The sequence below is a fragment of the Deinococcus aetherius genome (genome assembly GCF_025997855.1).
GTDB classification, from domain to species: domain Bacteria; phylum Deinococcota; class Deinococci; order Deinococcales; family Deinococcaceae; genus Deinococcus; species Deinococcus aetherius.
Window position 1 is genome coordinate 1 of record NZ_AP026561.1, and the last position, 24831, is coordinate 24831.

A 24831-nucleotide genomic window follows, 5' to 3' on the forward strand; every position below is an offset into this window, starting at 1 on the left:
GGGATTATTCGATCAGGTTGTTGCAGTGGGCCGCCCTAGCGACCTGAATGTGCTCCACAGGGTGGAGCACGGGAAGTTCCCGGATCGCCGCCCCATAACTCCAGAGCTTGTCGGTATGAATGACCTCCGGAACCTCGTACTCACCCAGCAGTCGGGTGAAGAAGGTCCGCGCCGCCTCCGACTCCCGGTGATGCTGGAGCAGGAGGTCAAGCACCGTGCCGTGCTCGTCCACAGCCCGCCACAGCCCATGTTTAACCCCTCCCACCGGTACGCAGACCTCGTCGAGATGCCACCGGGAACCCCGTCGGGGTTCCCGGTGACGCAGTTGCTCGGTGAGCAGGGGAGCGAACTTGATGTTCCACTGACAGATGGTCTCGTGGCTGACGGTAATCCCGCACCCTTGCAGCAACTCTTGGACGTCACGCTGGCTGAGCGGGAAGCGGTGGTACAGCCACAGGGCGTAGCCGACGATGCTCAAGGGGAATCGGTGGCGGTACGGCTTCCGGTCAGACACAGCTCACCACCCTACTCGCCTTAACTTGCCAGAACCACTACGAAAAAGCCACCCCGCGGGGTGGCTCAGATGACGATGACGCCCGGAATGTCCTTCAGCAGCTGCCGCAGGTCCTGGTCGACCTCGTCAGCGGGAGACTCGCACTCGATCTGGTCGGCCAGGCGCCGGGCCATGCGTTCGGCGTTGTAGGAGAAATCGGGTATGGACCTCAGCGTCTTCTTCGCCGTCTGCCACACCGCACTCTTGAGCAGTTCCATTTCCCCTCCTTACCTGCCGGGCAGGGCCTGTTCCACAAGCTGTGCCCAACTGCCACCCGTAGTCTCACTGTACCCGATGATGGGTGCGATATCAGGGTGGTTGACACCAAGCGCAGTCAACTCACCAGTCAGCCAGGCCTTCACGTCGGGGGTGGTCCTCGACTCCCAGGCCCACGCCAGGGCCGCGCCCGTGCCCCTGCGGCGTTCTCCGAGCCTCAGAACTCCGGTCACCAGGCCCCGGTAGACCTGAATGCGGCGCAGGCTTCCGTCCACCCCGGTCAGGGTTTCGAGCATGCGGTCCGCGAACAGTTCCGCCCCACCCTCCTCCAGACCGTAGACCCGCTGCCTGTCTGTACGAAGGGCATGCCACCATTCGTGAAGCAGGAACCGGAGGCCACACAGCCTCGAACGCACGTCCGGGTGATTCAACATGGCGGTGAGGCCAGGAGTCACGACGATGGCATGCGCGGGCCAGACGTAGAAGGTTGTGGTTACCCTAGCGTCATCGTAGGCAACGCGAAGGACGCTGCACACTGCCCGCAGCACCTGATCGTCCGGAGCAACGAGGAGCTGCGGCACCCCGCGCCCCGGACGGTGTTCCTGACTCAACCTGGTCACCAGGCGGGCGAGGCGCTCGTCCAGCGGCCCATCCAGGTAGGTGCGGTAATCGTGCCGGGGGAGGGGAACGTCCTCGATGGCGGTGGTGTTGGCGTTGGCTCGGTCGATCATGGGGAAACGGTCGCCCCAGTATCGGGCACGCGAACAGCGGACGTTGTCCGCGAAACCACTTCAGGCGTCGCTCCCTGGAGACAGAGGGTGTCCGCAGTGAAGGGAGAAGTGACCGCTCCGCCACCCTGGTGGGTGACCATTGTGGTAACGGTTCTGGGGTTCTGGCAACTTAACGCCGGTAGGGTGGTGAGCTGTGACTGACCGGAAGCCCTACCGCCACCGTTTTCCCCTCAGCGTCATCGGCTACGCCCTCCGGCTCTCTTACCGCTTCCCCCTCAGCCAGCGTGATGTCCAAGAGTTGCTGCAAGGGCGCGGCGTCGTGATCAGTCACGAGACCCTGCGGCAGGGGAACGTCAAATTCGCTCCCCTCCTCACCGAGGAACTGTGCCACCGAGAACCCCGCCGGGGTTCCCGGTGGCATCTGGACGAGATGTGCGGCAAGGTCGGCGGAGTCCATCACTGGTTGTGGCGGGCGGTCGACGAACGTGGGGACGTGCTGGACATCCTCCTCCAGGAACACCGAGATACCGGGGCGGCGGGGTCCTTTTTCGTCCGCCTGCTGAGCGAGTACGACGTCCCAGAGGTCATTTACACCGACAAGCTGTGGAGTTACAGGGCGGCCCTGCGGGAACTCCCCGTGCTCCACGCTGTGGAGCACGTCGGGGTCGTGTCCACGGCCCGCTGCAACAATCTGGTCGAGCAATCGCATCGCAGGGCACGGCAGCAGGAACGCAGTCAGTTCGGCTTTCAACGGCGAAGGCGGACTCAGGAATTCCTCAACCTCCACGCTCGACTCTCGAATCTTCACCGACACTCGAACCACCGTCCCCGCCCTCGTCCGACGAAGCAACCAAACCGCAGCACTTCTCCTCTGCCGAGAGGCGATGCAGCAGGCGGCTTAATTTTCAAGCCGCCTGCTGAGCTACTCCGGCCCCGCTGAGGTTAAGTTGCCGGAACCCCACGGAGCGAGCCGATGATCTTCAGTCAGTTTCGCCCAGTTTTTGGGGGGCAGACCACTTTCCACCCAGACCCTTTCTCGGTAAGGGTTGAAGCGTGTTCACACGGCCCCCTCCCGGTCGAAGCTCTGAATTCCTTACGTCGCCGACTTCTGCGCTCAATGTGCCTGACCGCTTAACTTGCGCTGTTAGTATACATGCTTAGTACAAATCTGTACAGTGGAGGGGTGAGCCAGCCCAAGACACGACCCCGCAACCGTCGCGGTGAGGGTGGACGCCTGCGCGAGGACATCCTGCGCACCGCCGCCGAACTGCTGGACGGGGGAGGTGAGGGGGCCGTGACCCTGCGCGATATCGCCCGGATCGTCGGCATTTCGGCCCCGTCGATCTACAACCACTTCGCCGACCGCGACGCGATCCTGCTCGCCGTGGTGCAGCAGACCTTTGCCGAGTTGGGCGCCGAACTGGGGGCGGCGCTGGACCGGGCGGGGCCGGAACCGGTGACCCGGCTGCGGGCGTTCTGCCAGGCGTACCTGAACTTCTCCCTGGAGCGCCCGCAACGCTACCGCATCCTGTTCGGGGGCCTGTGGAACGCCCGGCAGGCGCCCAGCGTGCAGCCTCAGGCCGCCGACCTCGGGCTCGACGTGTTCGCGCTGCTGGTCGAGACGCTCAGGGCCTGTGTTCGGGCCGGGCGCTCGACCAGCACCGATCCCACGGCCGACGCGGCGGCGCTGTGGGTGGCGCTCCACGGCCTGGCCCAACTGCGCACCGCCGCCTCTCTGTTTCCCTGGCCCGAGGAGTTACTGGAGCGCCTGACCAACCGACTGGCCGGCCTCACCCCCTGGCCCTGATCGAGCGCCAACGTGCCCTGGAGCTGGAAGGTTCCCCCGGCAGGGAGTCGGGGTACGGCTACCGATTCCCCTCGTGGCCGTTGGGGATGTCGTCTGGCCAGGTCACCGGTTCACGTTGGGCCAGCGCGATGTTGAAGAGCTGCGGAGCGGGGGAGCGGTGTCACCCACCGGCGTGCGCGGCCGTCCATGGGGACCGAGCAGAGCGAGAACCTGGGACACGGAGCGCGGTCGGGGTGGATGGCCGTGCTGGGGTAGCGACACGATCCACGCAGAATCGTACGCTTAGCCCTTCGCCCTGGCCTCAGCGGGCGAGCCAACAGATGGGAACGTTCCTGGTATAAACGCCCGGGCCCTTGAGTCACCGCAGGAGCGCAGATGCGGTTGAACGAGGCGAATCATGGGCCCCTTACTCCTTGACGCCGCCCGCCATCGTGCCGCCCACGAAGTAGCGCTGGAAGCCGTAGAACAGCGCCACGATGGGCAGCGCCCCGAGGGTGGCGGCGGCGGCGAAGATGCCCCACTTGGTCGAGAACTGGCCGCTCGTGAAGCTCAGGAGCATCACGCCCACCGTCCACTTCTCCACCCCGGTCAGCAGCACGTTCGCCAGGATGAACTCGGCGTACGTACCGATGAACTGGTTCAGGAAGATGAACACCAGGATGCCCCCCGACAGCGGCAGCACCACCCGCAGGAAGGTCTGCCAGCGGGTCGCCCCGTCCACCATCGCGGCTTCCTCCAGCGACTCGGGGAGACTCTCGACGTAGCCCTTGAAGATCCAGGTGTTGAAGGCGATGGCCCCGCCCGAGTACGCCAGGATCAGCCCGGTGAAGGTGTTGTTCAGCCCGAGGAGCACCATCAGGGTATACACGGCGACGAGCGCGAGAAAGACCGGGAACATCTGGATGAAGATGAAAAACAGCAGGGTCTGGAAGCGGCCCGGAAAACGCAGACGGGCCATCGCGTACCCGGCGGAGGTGGAGAGCAGGATCGCCAGGGCGCCGGTGATGCCCGACACCAGCAGGGTGTTGCGCACCGACAGCAGGAACTTGCTCTCGTTGCCCGGCCCGGTGAACTGCGCGGGTGTCATGAAGACCACCAGCACGGCCAGCGCAGCGATCAATATGCGCATCACCCAGGTGCGGGCGCTCGTCAACCTCGCCGACTCGCCGCCCAGGCGGCCCCTCAGCGTGAGCAGCAGCAGGGCGGCCAGGGCCGCCCCGCCGATCACTGCCAGAACGATCTGCCAGCCCGGGATGGTCACCCCGTCGAAGAGCCGCCGAAAGTTCTCCAGGCTCAGGACGTTCAGGTTGGGCAGCAGCCCCGAACGGTACAGGATGTTCGGGTTGCTGAAGTCCGGGAACGCGAAGAGGCTGTTGCGGGGGTCAAAGGCTGCCAGCAGCACGTAGAAGAGGGGGTAGATCGCCACCAGCACGACCAGAATCAGAAAGAGGTGCGTGAGCTGGTCACCCAGCACGGCCGCGTAGCTGACCTTGCGCCCCGTCCGAGCCTGCCCGATGCGTTGCCCGATCAGGCTGGTGAGGGCCAGCACCCCGCTCGCCGCGAGCAGGAACAGCAGGAAGCGAATCCAGCCGCCCTCGATGAAATAGATCGTGAAGCTGCGGGGCCGCCCCTCCATATTGCGCGCCAGGAAATACCCCAACACGCCGAGGCCGAGCACCAGCGCGGCCAGCACGGTCCAGGGCAGCGCCCGCCGCAGGGGGCCTGGCTCGTGATGAACATATCCGCCCGGCGGCAGGGGAGAGGAAGAGCGGCCCGGCCCGCTGCCGGGAGTGGGCGTCGGCGTGGCGGTCATACGGGGACCTCCTGCGGGAATGGACGCGGGACCCCGGTCACTTGCGGGCCTCCCGAAACACGCCCGCCGCCCGGAAGTTCACCAGCGAGATCGCGAGCGTCAAGAAGAAGATGATCAGCGCAATCGCGCTTGCCAGCGAATAGTTCTGCCCGCCCGAGGAGGCGAAGGCCGTGTTGTACCCCCACGACAGCAGGATGTCGGTGCTCTGCGCCGTGCTCTCGCGCCCCTCCTGCGGGGGGCCGCCCTGGGTCAGCAGGTAGATGATCCCGAAGTTGTTGAAGTTGAAGGCGAAGGCCGACAGCAGAATCGGCGTGAAGGAGGTTCTGAGCAGCGGCAGCGTGATGTTCGTGATCTGCTGCCAGCGGCTGGCCCCGTCGATGCTCGCGGCCTCGTAGAGGTCCTCGTTGATCGTCGAGAGGGCGCTGATGGTGGCCGTCATCATGTACGGAAAGCCCAGCCACAGGTTGACGAACAGGATGCTGATCTTGGCCCACAGGGGATCGCCCAGCCACGGCACGGCGGTCAACCCCAGCAGCCCGAGCGTCTTGTTCACGATGCCGAACTGCTGGTTGAACAGGGCTACCCACATCTGCACGCTGATCACCGTCGGGATCGCCCACGGCAAGAAGAGCAGCGTGCGGTAGATGTTGCGGCCCTTGAGCCGCTTGTTGTACAGCAGGATGCCCAGGATCAGCCCGGCGACGGCGTTGAGCACCACCGTGGAGAAGGCGAACACCACCGTCCAGACGAAGACCGGAATCAGCGCCGTGCTCGCCTTGGCGAAGATCTCCTGGAAGTTCGCCAGCCCCACGTAGCCGTAACTGTTGATGCGCGTCGCCGACACCGGCTGGAAGGTGTCGGGCACCGGGGCGACGAGCGTCAGGGTCTTGCCCTGTACCGCCATGATCTTCACGCGCAACGGGAGGGCGGCCTCCTCGTCAAGCAGCGCCAGCGAGGCGTCCGCGCAGTTCACCGCCTTGCAGCGCAGATACTCCTGAACAGAGGTAGCCTCAGGTGTCTCCGCCAGAGTCACGGTGCGGCGCTCCGGGCTCAGCCGCACCTCCGTACGCACCGCCGAGTCGGGGTTGCCGCTGTTCTGACCGCTGTAGTTGGTGAAGGCGTAATTTACGGTCAGGACCACTGGCAGCACCGTGAAGGCCGCCAGGAACACCAGCGCCGGGAAGAGGTAGTACCAGGTGGTGATCCAGAAAAACCGGCGGGCGACGAAGGGCATCGCCACCACCAGGGCCGCCAGGCCATAGACCAGGATGATGTAGGGCGGGGCACCAGGCAGGAACCGTGCCGTCAGGCTGGAGAGGAGCCAGCCGAACAGCGCGGCGCCTCCGAGCAGCAGCGCGAGCACGAGGACGGCCAGCAGCACCCCGCGCGTGCCCTCGGGGGGCGTGGCGGACTGCCGGGGAGCAGCGGGTAGGGTTACGGTCATGGTTGTCCTTACGAGGTGACGCCGAACTGGATGGCAGCAGAAATCCAACAAAGCTGGCCGATGGCTGCCCTGAGAGCAACTTCCTCTGCTCCGGTCAACACAGTCAGCTTTTGGATAAGGGAAGGGCACTTGCCGCAAAGCGGACGGGAGGGGGCTCTCCCGTCCGCTGTTCCAGGGCGGGCGCCTTACTTGATGCTGCCCTTGATCTCCTTCAGGGCGTTCGCCAGGATCGTGGCGTAGTTGGGGCTCGGCTTCTGCACGCTCTGCGCCACGGCACTGCCCCACGGCCCCCAGACCGCTCCCATCTCCGGCACGTTCGGCATGGGGGTTCCCGCCGAGATCGCCTTGCCGAAGCCCGCCACCACCGGGTCCGCCTTGAGCCGGGTCCGCGCCGCGAGGCTCACGGGAATGCGCCCGCCCGCCTGGTTAAAGGCGAACTGCGCCGGGCTGGTGACCAGCGCCTTGGCGAACTGCGCCGCTGCACCCTTGTTCTTGCTATAGGCATTGATGACGACGCCCTGCACTCCGACGAACGGCCCCCATTTCCCGGTGGCCCCGGGAGGCGTCGGGATGGTGGTGATGCCGTAGTCGATCCCGGCCTTCTTGATGTCGCCCATGTCCCAGGGCCCGGTCACGACCATCGCCAGCCGCCCGTCTACAAAGGCGCTCTTGGCGGCGTCGGCGGACACGCCCTCCGGCACCAGCTTGTACTTGTAGCGCAGGTCGTTCATCAAGGACAGGGCCTTCTGGGCGCCAGCGTTGCCGATCCCCACGTCCCCCACGTTCAGGGTGCCGCCGTTGTTCTTGAAGATGTAGCTGCCGTAGGCGCTGAAAAAGCCGTAGTTGGCGTAGGCGTTGCCCAGATCGACCAGGAAGCCGAACTTGCCGTTTCCGGTGTTCTTCTGGGCCGCGCTGATGAACTCGTTCCAGGTGGTCGGGGCCTTGGGGACCAGCTTCTTGTTGTAGATCAGGGCTACGGACTCGGCGAACATCGGCAGACCGAAGAGCTTGCCCCGGTAAGTCATGGCCTGCACGGCGGTTCGGTCGAGGTCCGTCTTGCTCACGACGTACCTGTCCATCGGCTCGATCACGCCCGCCGCCGCCAGTTGGCCGAAGCGGTCCTGCGGGAGGGTCACGACCATATCGGGCCCCTGCCCCTTGGGGGCGGCCTGGATCAGCTTGTCGGGGATCTGGTCGAGCGGCAGGCTCACGATGGTGACCTTGTTCCCACTGGCCTTGCTGTAGGCGTCGGCCTGGGCCTTGAGCCAAGACACCTCGGCGGCGTCGGTAAAGTGGCTCCAGACGGTGAGGTTGGCGGCGCTGGCGCTGCCCGCCAGGGCCAGGGACATCAGAACGAGCATCTTTTTCATGGCACTCTCCTTGGGGCTCAGTCCCGGACTGCTCCGGGTTCTGGCGAAGTGGGTGGTTAAGTCAGTTCAGGCCGTCGATGCCGACCGTCGCGCGGGCAGCGTCGTCGAACAGGGAGCGGCGTGAGGCGTCGTCATCGGTCCAGTCGGGGGCCATCAGCCATCTGCTGCTCTGGGACCAGAAGGCTCCCCAGTAGAAGATGCCGCTGCCTCCGGCGTTCCGGACGACCGGGGTGAGAGCTTTAAGATAGTCGTACTGCCCCTGCGGGGTCTGCGGGTAGGGCAGGTTGGTGTACCCGCCCTGGTTCTGATCCCAGTAGAAGGCCGTTTCGGCCAGGTACACCTTCGCCCAGGGAAAGTTCGAGCGCAGGGCCGAGATGGTGCTGCCGAGGCCTGAGAAGTCGCCGTGCCACATGGGGTAGTACGACAACCCGATGGTGTCCACCCAGCCGCCCGCGTTGATGAACGCCTGGTACCAGGCTACGGTCTGGGCGGCGTCCCCCGTCTTGGCGAGGTGGACCATGATGGGCGGCATGGTGGCCTTGCCGCCGCTGGCGTCCCGCACCGCGTTCGCCCCGGCGTTGGTGAGCTTGACGAAGTTCGCCATGTTGGCGATGCGCCCGTTCTCCCACAGCATCCCGCCATTGATCTCGTTGCCGATCTGAACCATGTCTGGCGCGGTGCCCTGAGCGCGGAGCCCGGTGATCACGTCCTTCGTGTAGCTGTAGACGGAACTGGCGAGGGTGTTCACGTCCTGCCCGGCCCAGCGGGAGGGTGTCCACTGGTTGCCGGGGTCAGTCCACCAGTGGGAGTAGTGTAAGTCGAGCAGCACCTTCAGCCCGCGTCCCTTGGCGTCCTGCATGACCGCCTTGACATAGGGCAGGTCCTGCAACAGGCCGTACCGACCGTCCGGGTCCACCATCAGCCGCACGCGCACCCAGTTGTACCCGTGGTCGGTGACAAGCTGGAGGGCGGGCTTGACGGTGCCGTCCCGGTCCCTGAACTGCACTCCTGCCGCCTCCGCTCCCCGGGCCTCGGAGACGTCGATCCCCCTGATCCACTCGCTGGGAGCGGTGGCCTGCGCTCTCAGCGCCGCCGGGCTGGACCGCTCGGAGGAGCAGGCACCGAGGGCCAGGGTGAGCAGGCCCAGCACCGACAGATGGGGGCGGGAGTTCAGCACACTCTTCATGCGGGCACCTCCGAGAGCTGAAGTGGGCGGGTGCTGACGGGGGCCAGCTCCAGCCCCTGCCAGGTCACGGCGTGGCCGTTCCAGTTCTGAAGCAGCGTGACCCCGCCGCGCCGGGAGAGGCGCACCCCTTCGGGGAGCCGCGTGGGGCGCAGCTTCACGGCCCTGAGCCGCTCCTCCAGCACCTCGGTGATCAGGGTCTCGCTGTGCGCCCCGATCACCGTGACGTTCCCGTGGCGGATGACCGCCGCTTCCCCATCCAGTGGGCCGCCCCGGTAGCGGCAGAGCGTCTGTGCTCCCCCAGGTTCGTAGCTCTCCGCCCAGTGTTGGGCCAGATGCGGCGGCTGTTCCGTCCCCTCCACTTCCTGACCCATTCCGGGGCGCAGGCTGTCGTAGTTCGAGAGTGAGGCGCCCACCAGCGTGCTCAACTCACCGAACTGGCCCTCCTCGGGCGTGCGACCGGACGAAGTGCGGAAGGCGGTGCGGGGCCCAAAGACCAGTGTGCTGCGCCCGGCGGCCGTCTCCAGATGCCGGGCCCGCTGGGGCGTCATCATCGTCAGGGCCGGGGCCACGATCAGCGCGTAGCCGCTCAGGTCACTCTCCGGGTGCACCACGTCCACGTCCATGCCCAGGGAGCGCAGGGCGCGGTAGTAGGCGAAGGTCTGCGCCCAGTAGTTCATCCCCTCGGCGTGGGGCTGCATGTTGTACAGCCACAAGCTCTCGTAGTCGTGGAGCAGGGCAACCTTGGCGGGCACGTCTCCGGTGGGGAACTGCGCCGTGTCCAGCGCCGCGACCTCTGCGTACCCTCGGTCAGGCCGCTCGTTGTGGCGCAGGAGGCCGGAGTGCAGGACTTCCTGGGCTATGGTCGCCGCGCGCCAGCGGAAATAGCTCACCACATCCGCGCCGTGGGCCCAGGCCTGGGCGGTCCAGAGTTCCACCGCGCCCCGGGCGGGCAGCGGATTGGACGGTGCCCAGTTCACCTGTCCGCATTGTTGCTCCATCACCCAGAAGCCGGGGGGATCGTCCTTCCCTGTGCTCCCCTTCACCATGCCCCGGTACAGGTCGTGGTTGAAGGCAGTCACGTCCGGGTGGCCGGTCCGGGCAAAGTCCAGCATCAGCTCCGGCTCGGCCAGCCCCCACTCCCCCACGGCCTCCAGGGTCCCGGTCGGGTAGCTGTCCCAACTGGCGAAGTCCAGGCACCGGCTCACCCGGTAGTGGTCGAAGCCGCTGAAAAAGCCCATGTAGTTGTGGGTCACGAACCGCCCCGGCGAGCACTCCCGGAGGATGACGACCTGTTCTTCCTGGAACGTGGCGATCTGGTCACTCGAAAAGCGCAGGAAGTCCAGGGCGTGGGCCGGGTTGACTTCGGCCACCGCCTGTCCTGGCAGGGGAATCTGCTCGAAGTCGCCGTACTCCATGCTCCAGAAGACGTTGCCCCACGCCTCGTTCAGCGCCTCCACCGTGCCGTAGCGTTCCCCCAGCCAGCGCCAGAAGGCGGTCAGGGCCGCCGGGGTGTAACTCTGCGCGGTGTCCCCCCAGCCGAACTCGTTGTCGGTCTGCCAGCCCACGACCGCCGGGTGCTCGCCGTAGCGTTCCGCCATCGCCCGGGTGATCCGGCGGGAATGGTCACGGAAGACCGGGCTGGAAGGATCGTAGTGTCGCCGTGAGCCGAAGGTCTTGAGCTCGCCCGCGCGTCCCTGGGGCAGCACTTCGGGATGCTGGGCGATCAGCCAGGCCGGGGGGGCCGCCGTGGGGGTACACAGGACGACCTGGAGGCCCGCCGCCGCGTAGGTCTCTAGGGCCTCATCCAGCCAGGCCCAGTCGTACTCTCCGGGCCGGGGTTCCAGGCGGCTCCAGGCGAACTCCGCGAGACGCACGAACCGCAGGCCCAGCGCCCGTTGTGCCCGGGCGTACCCGGCCCAGCGGTCTTGCGGCACATGCTCCGGGTAATCGCAGACCCCGAGTTCGAGGTGGGAGAGGTAGAGGGGGAACGTTCGGGGCATAGACACCTCTGCGGACCGCCACACCGGGGATGGGCAGTGACGCCGGACCACGGCACGGGCACGGTGATGGAGCAAGGCTGGGAGGCCTGCTTTGCGGACAAACTGATGACCAGAAGGTAGGGGATGTTAAGGCTAACACTCGTGCGCTGACTTACCTTCGACAGGCACGGGTCCTCCCCAGTTCAAGGAATGTTCCATGCGGTTTGGTGAAGCTGCTTAGAAAGCATGACCAGGAGGCCAAATTTGCCCTAATGACTCACGACACCCTGTGGGGTACGCCCCCTTCATGAACCGGACAGCATTGGGCGGTGGGACCAAACCTCGCTTGACCTCCACGACATCAGCTCGTGTGTTAGCCTTAACACATAGAGGCATGCGTGAAGACAGGGGGAAAGGCAGCCACGCTGGCAGATGTGGCCGAGATGGCGGAGGTCTCTCAGCAGACGGTCTCGCGCGTCGTCAACAACCAGGGTCCCGTGGCGGCCCGTACCCGCGCCCGGGTGATGGAGGCGGTGGGCCACCTGAACTACGTTCCCAACCGGCTGGCCCAGGGGCTGGCGCGGCAGCGCAGTCACTCCATCGGCTTCGCCACCAACGACATCTCGCTGCACGCCCCGTCGCAACTCACCTCGGGCATCGAACGGGCCGCGCGGGAAGCGGGCTTCAGCCTGGTCGTCTCCATCGTGCCCGGCTACGGTTTGGGAAAAGTCACGCAGACGGTGCGGACCCTCAAGGAGCGCCAGGTCGATGGGGTCCTGATCAACGCCTCGCTGAGCGGCGCGGACGCCGCCGAGATCGCCCGGCGTTTTCCAGATCTGCCCTGCGTCTTTATGGACGTGCCCGCTGACGCTCCCGTGAGTGCGGCGCTGCTCGACCAGTACCATGGCGCCGCGCTGGCCGCCCGGCATCTGGTGGACCTGGGGCATACCCGCATCGCCTGCATACACGCTCCCCAGGACGCGGTGGCCGAACACTCCCGCTTGCAGGGCTGGCGGGAGGTGCTGGGGGGACGCGGCCTCACCCTCGTGGCCGAGCAGGAGGGCGACTGGAGCCCGGCGAGCGGCTACCGGGCAGCCCTGGCGCTGCTGGCCTCCGGGGTGAGCTTCACGGGGCTGCTGGTCGGAAACGATCAGATGGCGGTGGGCGTGCTCCGGGCCCTCTGGGAGCGGGGCCTGAGCGTGCCCGGCGACGTCTCGGTGATCGGCTACGACGACACGGCCGAGAGTGCGCTGCTGATCCCCCCCCTCACCACGGTCCGGCAGGACTTTCCCACGCTGGGCCAGCGGGCTTTTCACCATCTCAAGGCCCTGCTGGGCGGACAGGACCCACCGAGGATGACGCTGACCCGGCCTGCACTGGTGGTGCGGGCCAGCACCGCCGCCCCCCGCTCGGGTGAGCGGTTGCGACTGCAAGACGCCCTGCACCTCCTGCAACGCCATCTGGAGGGAGCAGGAGGGCAGGAGCCCCCGGGCCGGACTTAACGGGGACACGGGGACGGGGCAAGGTGTTTGGGCACCTGAACCGAAGTACGGCCGGGAGCCGGGCGTGCTGTTCTACACCCATGTCAGCGACCAGTACGCCCCCTTCCATACCAAGGTCATCACCACCAACGTGCGCGACGCCATCCACGTGCTCGACGGGCTGCTGTACCACCAGTCCGAACTCAAGCTTAGGGAACACTCCACCGACACGGCGGGGTACACCGAGCAGGTCTTCGGCCTGTGCTTCCTGCTGGGCTTCCGCTTCGCCCCCAGAATCCGTGACCTCGGGGAGACCCACCTGTACCCACCCGAGAAGCCCTCTGCCTACCTGGGGCTGGAGCCGATGATCGCCCAGCGCCTCCACCTCGGCCTGATCCGCGAGCACTGGGACGAACTGTTGCGGCTGGCCGCCTCGATCCGCGCAGGAACGGTGACGGCCTCGCTGATGCTCGGCAAACTCGCCTCCTACCCGCGCCAGAACGGGCTCGCACTGGCCCTGCGGGAGTTGGGGCGGGTGCAGCGGACGCCGTTCACGTTGGAATGGCTGCAAGACCCGGGGCTACGCCGCCGGGTGCAGGCGGGGTTGAACAAGGGAGAGGCGTTGCACGCGTTGAAGCGGGCGGTGGCCTTTCACCGCAGCGGGGAGATTCGGGACCGCTCCTTCGAGGCGCAGAGCCACCGCGCCAGCGGCCTGAATCTCGTCGTCGCCCTGATCAGCACTTGGAATACGGTGTACCTGGAACGGGCAGTGGAGGCGTTACGGGTGCAGGGGCGGGAGGTGCCGGACGAGGTGCTGGCGCACCTCTCGCCGCTGACGTGGGAGCACATCGGGTTGACGGGGGACTACGCCTGGCGCCCGGAGCATGTGCCAGCGCCGGGAGAGTGCCGGCGGCTCAGGCCGTAGCCGAGTGCGGCGGCGGTGTCGGATGCGGCCCCCGCCTTACCGTACGATTTTGCGCGGATCGTGTCGCTACCCCGTGCTGTCCTTCCCCCAACGGAACGGAGCACCGCGATGACACCTTGCCCCAACCCCGCGTGCTGGGTGATGCTCACCGGAAGTTGGTGCCAGCGGGGCCGCCTGGCCCGGCCCGGTGAGGCAACACCACCCACGCGGTCGTCCTGCGTCCTGCCGTCCTACCCTCTGCAGGGGCCTGGGAAACGGCTCCTCGTGCATCAGCAGCCCAGCCCGACTTCCTATGGCTAATCGAGGGCTGTCACCGAATCACGGTGACGGGCACGCCGGCGCTCAGACTGCTCCAGGCCCGGTCTGCGGTGAGCACCGGCACGCCGAGGCGCTGCGCGAGGGCGAGACAGTAGCGGTCACCGAGGGAGAGCTCAGCGCTCTTGGTCAGGGGCCGGAGGCGAGCGGCGTTCAACGCGTCCTGAACCGTCCCCACATCCACCGTCAGCAGCTTCATTACCCCGCCCGCTTCCAGCACCCCAGTGAATCCTCCGGGAAGCTGCCCCGCTCGGCCAGCCGCGACAGCACCCCTGCGAAGTTCACAGCATGAATGTCCGCTTCCGCCAGTGCAGCTTCCACCGTCTCTGCCCCGGGCTCTTCGTAGACGTAGGCCAGCAGGGCGGAGGCGTCGAGTACGATCACTTGTCCGTCTCCTGACGGCGTTCCTCAATGAAAGCATCTGTCTTGCTTTCTACCCGCTTGAGGTGAGCGAACAGCCCACGCCCTCGCCGTGCAAGGGTCTGGGGTGTGATGACCTCCGCACTTCCATCCTCCCGAACCCGGAAGATCAGGCTCTCGCCTTCTTTCACCCTCAACGCCTCCCTAAGTTCCTTGGGAAGGTTCATACGCCCGTGCTCTTTGATCGACACAGAGAATTGATCTCGTGCCGTGGTTTTGACAGTCTATCCCAATTTTCACTGTTTGAACTTCGCAGTACGCACACTCGGCGAGCTCTTCAGCGTCAGGGGAGCCAGTAACCCTACAGAAGGAAGAGAACACCCTGCTGGGCGTTCTCCGTTCATCACTAACCATGTTGAGGCGGTCAAGTTGAGGGTGTTTCGGTGTTCCGGGATTTTTTGAAGGCAAATCCCAGCGCCGCCAGGGCGGCCAGCCCTAGCAGTGCCCAGGGACCGACGGTTCCGAGGCTGTCGGCGAGGGCACCCAGAGGATTGCTCCACCCCACCCGGTCGCCGAGCCACCCCAGTGACGCGAGGACCGCGAGCGAGGCACCGAGGACGCGCACCGGCGGGTACAGCCTCGTCTGCGCCAGTAGGATCAACCACGGCATCGTCACGGCAATCACCAGGAGCTGCATCGCCTCGATCCCCAGGTTGAAGCCCAGCAGGCTCAGCACCGTCTGCCACGGGCTGAGGTTCAGCTCCGCCAGCGTGTACGAGAAGGCCAGCCCGTGAATCAACCCAAATCCTCCCGCAATCAGGAGTTCACGCCCCGGGAAGATCGGCCGCAGGGCGTGAACGGCCGAGACCAGGATGGAGACGGCGATCAGGGCCTCGATGGGCTGGTCCGGCACGTTGACGATCCGCAGCGTGCCCAGCAGCAGCGTCAGCGAGTGACCGACGGTGAAGGCGGTGGTGATCTTGACGATGTTGAGCAAGGAGCGCCGGGTGCCGCCGAAACCGCCCCAGCGGCCCGCCACGGCCAGCAGTGGGGCGGGGAGCAGCAATGTCAGCAGGAACAGCAGGTGATCAGTGCCTTCGGCGATATGGCGCACCCCGAGCTTGAAGATGCCGACGAAGCCCTGCCACGCGCTGCCCTGGTCCTGATTGACGGGCAGGAGGGGCACCAATCCGGTGCGCGGGTCTGCACGAATGACGCCCACTTCCACATTCTCGTTGCCGCCCTCGTTGTTGAGCCCACGCTCCCAGTCGCGCCGCACGGACACGAGGATGGAGTGCGTCCTGACCTCACGCACGACGGCGTCGTACTTCAGGGTGAAGTCCCGCACACCCGCCCCGGGTGGGGGCGTGAGTCGCGCGGGCACCACGAACTCCTGGTAGGGTCCGCTCGCGGTCTGCTGCGCCTGGGACAAGATGGGCTCACCGATCTCAACCGTCCACGTCCGCCCATTCGTTCCGGTGAGCGCGAGGTGCCGGGCGAGGTACGCGCGCAGCGGCTCCCCGTACTGTGCCAGAACCTGCGGGTTGTTCACGAGCTTCCAGCCCGTCGCCAGTTGCAGCTCGTTCAGGGGCAGGGCGAGTTCCGCCGCGACGTACCCCGAGTGCAGGTCGAGTTGCACCGTCGTCGTCGGCATGGGGTGGGCGAGGCTGCGGCCCGGCAGCAAGGCGAGGACGAGGGCGAGGAGCCACGAAGGCGGAAGAAAGGATCGTGGGCGGGTCAAGGGGTCACCTCCTTGCCCGTTCAGGACCGGGCCACGATGTACTTCACGGTGAGTTGTCGGCCGTCGTTGCTGTGCCCCTGCCCGGTGACCCCGTACTGCCAGCCCGCGCCCGGCAGCAGGAAGATGTTCGCCACCCACTGGCTTTTGACCGGCTGGTAGCGGTTCTGGTAAGTCAGGGTCTGCGCGCCCGGCCTGTCTGCGCGCCTCGCCGTCGCGTAGATCTTGAGGACGCCGCCCTCCTTGAGCAGTGCGACCGGCGGCACCTCCACCTTCTCCAGTGTCCAGGGGACGGCCACCCCGTTCAGGCTCAGGGTGGACTGACCCAGCACCCGCCCGGCGTAGGTCCGCGCCTCCGCAGCAGTGACCTTCCCGTCGCCGTTCGGGTCGAGGGCTTTGATGATGGTCCCCACCACCTGCACCCCGGGCGTCAGGTCCAGTTCGAGTTGCACGGCCCCCGGCGCGAGGGTCAGGTAGGCGGCCTGAACCACCTCGTCCACCGGATGCGCCCCGGCCCAGCCGGACCACAGGGCCAGCAGCGTGAGGGTGAAGCGCCTCATCTCACCGCCTCATTTCGTCAGGGCCGCGCCGTAGTCGTTGCCCGGCTCGCGGTACATGTTGTGCAGGTGGTTGGAGGGATCGCCGCCCATGCTCTGCGGCGAGAACTCGATCAGGACCGTGGGGCCGGTCACCCGGTAGTACGCATTCGCGGCACCCTCCGCCGTCGTCGGGCCGTACCATGCGAAGTAGGTCTGGTCGAGGTTCTTTTGCACCGCCGCGAGCTTGGGGGCCGCGTCATCGGCGTTCAGGATGCCCAGGCGGTCCTTGATCAGGGTCAGGAGCTGCGCCTTTTGGGCGGCGGTCATCGCGCTGCCCGGCAGGCCCTCGGGTTGCAGGGTCTTCCCGTCCTGTCCCGGCCCGAGCACGAGGTCGATTCGCTGCGTGCTGACGACGGCCCTGGCGCGCTGGGTGGTGTTCAGGCTGCTGAGGAGGGCGTAGGCGTCCTTGACCTCCTGCGGCACCTTCTGCACTACGACGACCGTCTTGCCGTTCTGGGTCGCCCTGATCGGCTGCCCGCCGGTGAGGCTGGGGGCGAGGGTGATGTTGGGTCCGACCACGGTCGCGTTGATCGCCAGGTGGTGCCCGCCGAACTGCAAGGTCCATGGCGAGGTGGTCGAAGGCGTGCCCAGGAACGACACGTAATACTCGTCGCTGCCGAAGATCAGCCGCCCGCCTCCGCCGCCGTCCGTGTTCTTCAGCACGTCGTCGGCGTTCATCTGCTGCTTCACCATCGTGAGGCCGTCGGGGCTGAGCACCGTGCCGAGCAGGTTCATCAGGGCCGTGCGCTGCGCGGCACTCAGGTCACCGTACCGCACCCCCGCGCGCTGAAAGATGCCGGTGGGAAAGTTCGACCAGCGGGCCCGCTGCGCGCTGTCCGTGTAAGCGAAGCTCACCGCCTTCTTCTGCGCTGCGGTCAGCGTGCCGAGAAAGGCGTTGGCGGCGCCCACCACCCGGGTAGTCTGGGCGTCTGCCGTCATCTTCGTCGCCGAAGTGGAGGTCGCCGCTCCCTGCGAGACGGCATACGCCGAGTAGGTGCCGCACAGGGCGGCGACGGTCAGGCCGGAAAGAATCCTTTTGTTCACGGGAAGCTCCTCGGGGAATGGGACGTGGGGTCGCCGAACGGTACGGCATGGCCTTCTGGCCAGTGACCGAGCGTCACAGCCAGGAAGCTACGGGGGACCTGTGAAGGTTCTGTTCATACCCGCCTCGCCCTCGGTGCAGGAGCATTCCGGCCTGAGAACCACGAAGCGGGCTGGGAGCCCTCCCAGCCCGCTTCGCGCCGGGCCCTCCTTCGGCGAGGTCCAGGCCGCGCCGTACTCGTTGGTGGAGTCACGGGACATGTACCCGTGAGGCTCGGGGAGAGGGTGATATTCGGCCCGACGACGGTGGCGTTGGTGGCGAGGTGGTGGACGGGGTACGGGGTGCCGACGAAGGACACGAAGTAGTAGTCGCTGCCGAAGCTCAGCGCGGGTCGGCTGCCAGCGGGAGCACCTCCCGCCGACGTATTGCTCGTCCCACCTGTGGAGGCCCCCCCGTGTTCTGTGTGCCTGACGGGGCCGGAGCGGTGCTTGCTGCTCCCGTGGTGGCCTCACCACCACTCGTCGCGGAGGGGGTCTGGCTTCCGGCTCCACGTGCAGCCGCGGCCAGCCTTCAATTAATACAAACAGGACCTGTCCTGGGCTACCCCGCAGCACAACCCGTCGGGAGACCAAATGGGCGGTCGTCAGGTCGAACAGCACACTCGGGCGGACGGTGCTGGTGGCGACCCGCGCGTACAGCCAGCGGATGAGCCGGAACGCCTGCGCGTCGTCGAACGGCCGGTAATCCAGGTGCGTGAGGATCAGTCGCTGATGCTCGAAACGCGTATTGACCTGCCCGAGGTCCTGGGGCAACACCTCGGGGTCGAGGTGCAACTGGTCGGCGACGTTCTCAAGGACGACACTCGGAACGTCGGAGGTCGGCCTCCTGGCTGGACCTGGGCTTTTTGCCCGGAAGGTCTTGTCCAACCAGCGCCGTGAGGACAGCCCGCCCGGGGTCGCGCCTCGGGAGCAATGCAGGCTGCCGGCTGCGTTCGGAGCGTTGTTCCGCTGGCGGAGGGAGGGCTTGACACTCTCCGGTTACGTGTAGATACTCCTACCATGGCGGGGGAAGCAGAACAGGCACCGGGAGTGCAGGGGCAGCTCAACCTGCCATGCGCTTGCAGCCGGCTGCGCAAGGCCGCCCGCGCCACCACCCGCCTGTACGACGACGCCCTCCGTCCGGTCGGGCTGCGCATCACGCAGTTCAACGTGCTCTCCAGCCTCGCCTACCACGGTCCAGTCACCCTGACCAGGCTCGCCGACGATCTGGTGCTGGAGCGCACCACCCTCGCCCGTGACCTCAAACCTCTCGAGCGCGACGGCCTGATCACGGTGGGTGTCGGGCAGGACCGCCGTTCGCGCGTCGTGACCCTCACGGACAGAGGCCGGGCCTTGCTGGACCGCGCGGCGCCCCTGTGGCAGGCGGTCCAGCATCAACTGGCGCTCAGCCTCGGCGAGGAGCGGCTGTCGGATCTGCTGCAAGAACTCCGGGAGGTGGTCAGCGTCACCCGTCGCCAGTAACTTTTTCGGACCTTTTACGTGTAGGTACCCGTATCTGCCTCGACGTTCCATCCCTTCCAGGAGACCCCATGACCTTCCAGACCATCCTGATCACCGGCGCCGGAAGCGGCTTCGGCCGGCTCACCGCCCTCGAACTCGCCCGGCGCGGCCACACCGTCTTCGCCGGCATCCGCGACACCACCGGCCGCAACGCGGGGGCCAGCGGGGAGCTGCGCGACCTCGCCGCCGCCGAAGGGCTCGCCCTGCACGTCCTCGACCTCGACGTGCAAAGTGACGTCTCTGTGGAAAACGCCGTGGGGGAGGCCCTGGGGCGGGCCGGGCGCCTCGACGTCGTGGTCAACAACGCGGGCCTCAGCGCCATCGGCCCCATCGAGGCCTTCAGCTCCGCACAGGCGCACCTGCTGTTCGACACGAACGTCCTGGGCAACCTGCGCGTCATCCGCGCCGCGCTCCCGACCATGCGCGTGCAGGGCAGCGGGCTGCTCATCCAAATCAGCTCGGTCCTCGGGCGCGTCGCCTCGCAGTTCACCGGCCTGTACGCCGCCAGCAAGTTCGCCCTCGAAGGCCTCACCGAAGCCCTGCACCACGAACTCGCCCCGTTCGGCATCGAGGCCGTCGCGCTCGAACCCGGGGCGTATCCGACCGATCTGCTCGCCAAAGGGGTACAGCCGGGGAGCCCGGCCGTCACCGCCTACGCCGCCGGGCTCCAACAGTTCGGCGCCGCGGTCGGGAGTGCGATGCAGTCGGCGGGCGAAGCGGACCCGGGTGACGTGGCGAAGGCGGTGGCCCGTCTGATCGAGATGCCTGCCGGAACGCGCCCCGTGCGCCTCGTCGTCGCGCCCGGCAGGCAAGGACAAGGCCCCGAGACCGTGAACACCGCGAGCGAGCGCGCCACGGCCGAGTTCTTTTCGGCGATGCACCTGACCGCGGGCGAGCTGACCTCGGGGCAGGACCCGTACACGACGCCGACCGCCACCGACTGATCCCTCCCGACGTTCGTCGCCGACCGGCCCCGAGGCCTCCACCCGGGTTCACGGCAGCCCGCGTGCCTTTCCTGACCGTCCTCCAGCGACACACCATCCCACATGCGGCGCCGTCTCTCGGCGTCCGTCTCCTCAAGGAGCATCCATGCGTTACAAACTCTTCGGCCCCACGGGGCTGCGGGTATCGGAACTCACCCTGGGCACGGGCACGTTCGGTACAGGCTGGGGACACGGCGCCGAGAAGGAGGAGAGCCGCCGCGTCTTCGATACGTTCGCCGAGGCGGGCGGCAACTTCATCGACACCGCCGACGTGTATCAGGGCGGCCAGAGCGAGGAATTCCTGGCCGATTTCCTGCGATCAGACCGCGACCACTTCGTCGTCGGCACGAAGTACACCATCGGCCCGGGCGCCCTCTCGAAAAGCGGCAACAACCGCAAGAACATGCGCCGCGCCCTGGAGGCCAGCCTGGGACGCCTCGGGACCGAGTACGTGGACGTGTACTGGCTGCATGTCGCGGACGGCGTGACCCCGATGGAGGAGGTCATGCGGGGCCTGGACGACCTGGTGCGCGAAGGCCGGGTGCACTACGTCGGGCTCTCGGATTTTCCCGCGTGGCAGGCGGCGCAGGGCGCGACCATCGCCCAGTTGCGCGGCCTCGCGCCGCTCACGGCCCTCCAGATCGAGTACAGCCTGGTGGAGCGCAGCGCGGAGCGTGACCTGCTGCCCATGAGCCGCGACTTCGGCCTGAGCTTCCTGGCGTGGTCGCCCCTGGCGGGCGGGCTTCTCACCGGCAAGTACCGGGACGCGGGGGCGCAGGGCCGCAAGACGCAGGGTGGCGGTCCCATCCAGCCCGAGAACGCCCGGACGGGTGCCATCGTGGACGTGGTGGTGCAGGTCGCCTCGGAACTGGGATGCACGCCGTCGCAGGTGGCCCTCGCCTGGGTGCGGCAGCAGGACCTGGGCATCATCCCGATCCTCGGGGCCCGCACCCAGGCGCAGTTGCAGGACAACCTGGGCGCCCTGAACGTCACCCTCTCGGGTGAGCACCTCGCCCGACTGGACGACGTGAGCCGCATCGACCTCGGTTTCCCGCACGCCATGCTGGCCTCCGACGGGATTCGTCGGTCGGTGACGGGGGGCAAGGACGACCTGATCGACCAGCGTTCGGCCCGCCGGTAAGCCGGGTGATTCCCCGACCCTCGCTGTTCGTGTCGCCCGGCTGTGCCCGCACCTGACCGCACGAACCGGGCGCCCTGGTCTCGTGAAACCCGGCACCCGCCCTGCCCCGGAGGAGCCCCATGACCCCACCTCTTGCCGTCATCGTCGGCGCCGGACCCAACCTCGGTCTCGCCCTGGCCCGCCGTTTCGGCGAGGACGACCACGCCGTCGCCCTCGTCGCCCGCGACGGTGACCACCTGGCCGGGCTGATCGGTGAGCTGCGGGCCGCCGCCATCACCACGCACGCCTAACGCCCCGGACAGTTCGAACGCGAGATCGTCGGTAGATCAGGAACCGCGCCGCGGACGCGCGCGTTCACCCGGCCAGACGCCTTCCTCGTTTCCCCATGATCCCGCCTCCAGGAGAATGACACCCAACCCTCGTCGTCGCCGGAGCAGGCCCGGTTCTCGGCCTCAGTCTCGCCCGGCAGTTCGGTCGGCGCGGCTTTCGCGTCGCCCTGATCGCCCGACACCAGGAGGCCCTCGACGACCTGGTGCAGGACCAGGACCTCTCCGCTCACGACATCGAGGCGGCCTTTGCCGGGATCAGGGCGCGGTTCGGCCCGGTGGAGGTGCTGGAATCCAGCCCCATGCCCAACTTCGCCACGGGTCCAGGCGGCTTCGGCGCTCACGGCGGGGCGTGTCCAGGAGACGTTCCAGACCCAGGTCCTGGGCGCGATCAACAGCGTCACCCAGGTGTTGCCCGACATGCGCGTGCGCGGGCGCGGCACGCTGCTGTTCACCACCGGCGCGGCCACCGTGCTCAGCGTCCCGGCCATCAGTTCGGTCGCCGTTCCCCTGGCCGCCCTGCGGAAGTACGCTCTCGACCTGAACGCCGAACTCGCCGACCAGGGCATCTACGCGGCACACGTCTGCATCGGCCGGGTTATCGAACCCGGCACCGAGGGTGACCCGGACCGGCTTGCCGAGGCGTGCTTCGAGCTGTATCAGCAGCGCGACCGTGCCGAGCGGTTGCTGGCCTTTCCGGAGCGTTGAGGCGGTGTTTCCCCCACAAGCGGGGCAGGACCTCGAGTTCATGGTTCAGTTGCGCCATCCCGAAAAGACCCTGGCCATCTTTCCCGGCCTGCGCGACCTCACGCCCGAGGACCACGCGAGGCTCTTCGGCCTCGGGGCGGCGGCGTACGGGCAGACGCTGGAGGACTTCACGGCACGGGTGCGCGGCGTGGCACGGGAGTTGCCGGCGGACCCCGAGTTCGCCGCCCTGCCCCTCGAACCGGGGCAAACCATTCTCGGGCTGGGAGACAGCCTCACCGCCGACCGTCAGTCCTGGTTCGAGGTGTTGCGCCAGGTGCTGGAGCTGCGCCGACTGAACGACCGGTTGCGCCTGATCAACGCGGGTGTCTCGGCGGACACGACGGTGCACCTGCTGACCCGTCTTGCCCCACTTACCGTGCACAATCCCGCATGGATCCTCACGCTGATCGGCACGAATGACGTGCGCCTCCACGGCAAGCATTCCACCAAGCGGCGTGCACAAGAACAGCGGCATTCACAACAAGGCGGCGTATCACGTCATGACGGCCAGAGCCGCCGACGGCCGCTGGCTCTTCGGGGCCGAGGAGCTGGTCCGGCTGTTCTACCTGCCCCTGCTCCAGGGGCTCGGCGAAACCTGGGCTTTTCAGCCAGCCGCCGCGCCCTGGAGCGCGCGGTCCTGACCCTGTTTCCCTCGCCTGCCCGGCAGATCCAGGCGCAGGCCGTTCAGACCGCCCTCGACGCGGTGGGAGTGGTGGGCTGAGTTCACCCGAACCGCGTGTCCGGGGGGCTGTGAGCTGCAGGCCCTGCCCGCCGGGGACACGTCGTTCACCAGCGGGCAGGTGCTGCACCCCGACGGCGGTGAGGTCGTGGGTGGGGAGGGGAGACCAAGAAGGGCGGGCCGGGAACTTCCCGGCCCGCCCTGTGCTCGCGTTCCCTGAACAGGAGAACGTGACAGGAACGTTTTGGTTAGGACCGCACTCCGGCGGTCGCAGGCTGACCACTCAGGTCGGATGAATTCAAGTGATGACCTCCTGTGAATGAGATGCGGCAGGATAGCTCGAACTGGCGGCCGGTTTTGTTCTGGCTTTACTTTGGATGTTCGTGCTGTTCGGTCCGGGGGAACAGCCCTCTTCGGGGAATGCTGGCAGCGCATCAGACGAGGGTCTGGGGCGGGGGCGGGTGCATGGGGGAGGGGAGGGGGCACGAGGTGGGCTGAAGACCTTCTTCCTGCTTGTACTTGTATTAATTCGAGTTGAGCGACGCTGGAGCCCGGGGGCGGTGTGGGACAGCGGTGACGCTTTCGACACGCTCGAATCCGATGGCCACCCTCTCCAACACCCCTCCTGACCCTCGCAGGGGGCCTGATCAAATGACGGGTGGTGAGCCAGATGAAGAGAGGAAGATCCTTAACGGCCGGTGCAGGCGGCGTTCACCTTCGCCTTCGCCGCCGGGTGAAGGGTAGGGGGGCTGTGGGGGCGAGCAGCCCCGGCTCACGGCCCGCACGAGACCGGCCCTCAGGAGGACTCTAGCCATGACGACGTACCGCAGACTGGGCCGCAGCGGCCTGCACCTCTTTCCCATCGGCCTGGGGTCGATGCAGTTCGGCTGGAGCGCCGACGAGGCCACCTCACAGGGCATCATGGACGCCTATGCCGAGGCGGGGGGCAACTTCATCGACACCGCCGACATCTACACGACCTGGACGCCTGGCAATCCCGGCGGCGTCTCCGAGGAGATCATCGGGCGCTGGATGAAGGCGCGCGGCAACCGCCAGGACATCGTGGTCGCCACCAAGGTCCGAGGCCCGATGGGCGAGTTCGGGGGCGAGGGGCGGCAGACGGTCCACCAGCGCGAGGGGCTGTCCCGGCGCTGGATCATGCGAGCCTGCGAGGACAGCCTCCGAAGGCTCCAGGTGGACTACATCGACCTGTACCAGGCACACTGGATCGACAACCAGACGCCGGTCGAGGAGACGCTGGAGGCCTTCACGGAACTCGTGAGGCGCGGCTACGTCCGCTATATCGGCTGCTCGAACTACTCGGCGTGGCGGCTGATGCAGGCCCTGTGGACGAGCGACAAGAAGGGGCTGGAGTCCTACATCAGCATTCAGCCCGAATACAGCCTGCTCTCGCCCACGCGGGCCAACTTCGAGCGCGAACTCATGCGGGTCTGCGAGGCGTACGAGATCGGCATCGTCCCGTGGAGCCCGCTGGGCGGCGGGATGCTGACGGGCAAGTACAGGCGCGGCCAGCCCCTCCCCGAGAGCGTGCGGGCGGACGAGAACGCGCGGCGGCGCTTCAGCGACAAGAACTTCGACATCGTGGAGACGCTGGAGGCGGTCGCGGGGCGGCACGGGGTAGGGCCCGCGCAGGTGGCGCTGGCCTGGATGCTCGCCCAGCCCATGATGACGGCCCCCATCGTCGGGGCGAACAACGTGACCCAGCTCGGGGAACTCCTCGGCACGCTGGGGCTGGAGCTGACCCCGGAAGACCTGGACGAGATCACCCGCGTCAGCGACTGGGAGCGGGCGAGGACAGAGCTGGAGATGTGAGGGG

General features: G+C 67.1%; 23 protein-coding genes and 3 pseudogenes. 11 read left to right on the forward strand and 15 right to left on the reverse strand.

The window, feature by feature from the left end; genetic code table 11:
- Positions 1-7: 7 nt before the first annotated feature.
- The 3 genes and pseudogenes from DAETH_RS16290 to DAETH_RS16300 all read right to left on the reverse strand — a co-directional run.
- Positions 8-514 (reverse strand): annotated as a pseudogene (locus tag DAETH_RS16290) (IS6 family transposase); the annotation flags it as partial.
- 65 nt (positions 515-579) lie between these two features.
- Positions 580-771 (reverse strand): hypothetical protein, encoded by a 192-nt coding sequence (locus tag DAETH_RS16295; RefSeq protein ID WP_264777778.1) that lies wholly within the window; start codon positions 769-771, stop codon positions 580-582.
- Positions 772-780: 9 nt separating this feature from the next.
- On the reverse strand, positions 781-1500 hold the full coding sequence (locus DAETH_RS16300) for a hypothetical protein (RefSeq protein ID WP_264777779.1): 720 nt from the start codon (positions 1498-1500) through the stop codon (positions 781-783).
- 193 nt (positions 1501-1693) lie between these two features.
- Between DAETH_RS16300 and DAETH_RS16305 the strand changes: the two are divergent.
- Both DAETH_RS16305 and DAETH_RS16310 read left to right on the forward strand, forming a co-directional pair.
- Positions 1694-2402, forward strand: a pseudogene (locus tag DAETH_RS16305) (IS6 family transposase).
- Between the two features lie 281 nt (positions 2403-2683).
- On the forward strand, positions 2684-3307 hold the full coding sequence (locus tag DAETH_RS16310) for a TetR/AcrR family transcriptional regulator (protein WP_264777780.1): 624 nt from the start codon (positions 2684-2686) through the stop codon (positions 3305-3307).
- Between the two features lie 406 nt (positions 3308-3713).
- On the opposite strand, the gene DAETH_RS16315 is transcribed toward DAETH_RS16310, so the two are convergent.
- The 5 genes from DAETH_RS16315 to DAETH_RS16335 form a co-directional block, all read right to left on the reverse strand.
- Positions 3714-5120 carry a sugar ABC transporter permease gene (locus tag DAETH_RS16315; RefSeq protein ID WP_264774362.1) on the reverse strand — a complete coding sequence of 469 codons (1407 nt, stop codon included), beginning with the start codon at positions 5118-5120 and terminating at the stop codon, positions 3714-3716.
- A gap of 37 nt (positions 5121-5157) precedes the next feature.
- Entirely contained in the window at positions 5158-6564 is a 1407-nt protein-coding gene (locus DAETH_RS16320; protein ID WP_264777781.1) for an ABC transporter permease subunit, read from the reverse strand.
- 185 nt (positions 6565-6749) lie between these two features.
- Positions 6750-7934, reverse strand: a complete 1185-nt coding sequence (locus DAETH_RS16325) for a sugar ABC transporter substrate-binding protein (protein ID WP_264777782.1) — start codon at positions 7932-7934, stop codon at positions 6750-6752.
- 61 nt (positions 7935-7995) lie between these two features.
- Positions 7996-9120 carry an arabinogalactan endo-1,4-beta-galactosidase gene (locus tag DAETH_RS16330; protein WP_264777783.1) on the reverse strand — a complete coding sequence of 375 codons (1125 nt, stop codon included), beginning with the start codon at positions 9118-9120 and terminating at the stop codon, positions 7996-7998.
- Positions 9117-11120, reverse strand: coding sequence for a beta-galactosidase (locus DAETH_RS16335; RefSeq protein WP_264777784.1), 2004 nt, complete (start codon positions 11118-11120; stop codon positions 9117-9119). Before DAETH_RS16335 ends, DAETH_RS16330 begins: the two co-directional genes overlap by 4 nt.
- A gap of 377 nt (positions 11121-11497) precedes the next feature.
- Here DAETH_RS16335 and DAETH_RS16340 point away from each other — a divergent pair, with 377 nt between their 5' ends.
- Both DAETH_RS16340 and DAETH_RS16345 read left to right on the forward strand, forming a co-directional pair.
- The gene (locus DAETH_RS16340) at positions 11498-12601 is read left to right on the forward strand and encodes a LacI family DNA-binding transcriptional regulator (RefSeq protein WP_264777785.1); all 1104 of its coding nucleotides are present in this window, start codon (positions 11498-11500) and stop codon (positions 12599-12601) included.
- Positions 12602-12641: 40 nt separating this feature from the next.
- A pseudogene (locus DAETH_RS16345) lies at positions 12642-13505 on the forward strand (transposase); the annotation flags it as partial.
- A 310-nt stretch (positions 13506-13815) separates the two neighbouring features.
- Here the strand turns inward: DAETH_RS16345 and DAETH_RS24550 are convergent.
- The 7 genes from DAETH_RS24550 to DAETH_RS16375 form a co-directional block, all read right to left on the reverse strand.
- Entirely contained in the window at positions 13816-14019 is a 204-nt protein-coding gene (locus DAETH_RS24550) for a PIN domain-containing protein (protein WP_319993753.1), read from the reverse strand.
- Complete coding sequence (locus DAETH_RS24555; protein WP_319993754.1) at positions 14019-14204, reverse strand: PIN domain-containing protein; 186 nt, start codon at positions 14202-14204, stop codon at positions 14019-14021. The genes DAETH_RS24550 and DAETH_RS24555 overlap by 1 nt, the downstream gene beginning before the upstream one ends.
- Positions 14201-14431, reverse strand: a complete 231-nt coding sequence (locus DAETH_RS16355; RefSeq protein ID WP_344870192.1) for an AbrB/MazE/SpoVT family DNA-binding domain-containing protein — start codon at positions 14429-14431, stop codon at positions 14201-14203. Before DAETH_RS16355 ends, DAETH_RS24555 begins: the two co-directional genes overlap by 4 nt.
- A gap of 173 nt (positions 14432-14604) precedes the next feature.
- On the reverse strand, positions 14605-15921 hold the full coding sequence (locus DAETH_RS16360) for a HupE/UreJ family protein (RefSeq protein ID WP_264777786.1): 1317 nt from the start codon (positions 15919-15921) through the stop codon (positions 14605-14607).
- Positions 15922-15941: 20 nt separating this feature from the next.
- The gene (locus DAETH_RS16365) at positions 15942-16478 is read right to left on the reverse strand and encodes a hypothetical protein (RefSeq protein WP_264777787.1); all 537 of its coding nucleotides are present in this window, start codon (positions 16476-16478) and stop codon (positions 15942-15944) included.
- A 9-nt stretch (positions 16479-16487) separates the two neighbouring features.
- On the reverse strand, positions 16488-17561 hold the full coding sequence (locus DAETH_RS16370) for a DUF3500 domain-containing protein (RefSeq protein ID WP_264777788.1): 1074 nt from the start codon (positions 17559-17561) through the stop codon (positions 16488-16490).
- An 87-nt stretch (positions 17562-17648) separates the two neighbouring features.
- Positions 17649-18485 carry a DUF4158 domain-containing protein gene (locus tag DAETH_RS16375; protein ID WP_264777789.1) on the reverse strand — a complete coding sequence of 279 codons (837 nt, stop codon included), beginning with the start codon at positions 18483-18485 and terminating at the stop codon, positions 17649-17651.
- Between the two features lie 132 nt (positions 18486-18617).
- Between DAETH_RS16375 and DAETH_RS16380 the strand changes: the two genes are divergently transcribed.
- From DAETH_RS16380 to DAETH_RS16410, 7 genes are all read left to right on the forward strand, one after another.
- Positions 18618-19079, forward strand: a complete 462-nt coding sequence (locus DAETH_RS16380) for a MarR family winged helix-turn-helix transcriptional regulator (RefSeq protein WP_264777790.1) — start codon at positions 18618-18620, stop codon at positions 19077-19079.
- Between the two features lie 68 nt (positions 19080-19147).
- A complete protein-coding gene (locus DAETH_RS16385; RefSeq protein ID WP_264777791.1) occupies positions 19148-20062 on the forward strand; it encodes an SDR family oxidoreductase in 915 nt (304 codons plus the stop codon).
- A gap of 145 nt (positions 20063-20207) precedes the next feature.
- Complete coding sequence (locus tag DAETH_RS16390; RefSeq protein ID WP_264777792.1) at positions 20208-21242, forward strand: aldo/keto reductase; 1035 nt, start codon at positions 20208-20210, stop codon at positions 21240-21242.
- 119 nt (positions 21243-21361) lie between these two features.
- A complete protein-coding gene (locus DAETH_RS16395) occupies positions 21362-21532 on the forward strand; it encodes an SDR family oxidoreductase (RefSeq protein ID WP_264777793.1) in 171 nt (56 codons plus the stop codon).
- Between the two features lie 285 nt (positions 21533-21817).
- On the forward strand, positions 21818-22276 hold the full coding sequence (locus DAETH_RS16400; RefSeq protein WP_406585120.1) for an SDR family NAD(P)-dependent oxidoreductase: 459 nt from the start codon (positions 21818-21820) through the stop codon (positions 22274-22276).
- A 40-nt stretch (positions 22277-22316) separates the two neighbouring features.
- Complete coding sequence (locus tag DAETH_RS16405; protein WP_264777795.1) at positions 22317-23036, forward strand: SGNH/GDSL hydrolase family protein; 720 nt, start codon at positions 22317-22319, stop codon at positions 23034-23036.
- A gap of 771 nt (positions 23037-23807) precedes the next feature.
- A complete protein-coding gene (locus DAETH_RS16410) occupies positions 23808-24827 on the forward strand; it encodes an aldo/keto reductase (protein ID WP_264777796.1) in 1020 nt (339 codons plus the stop codon).
- Positions 24828-24831 lie beyond the last annotated feature (4 nt).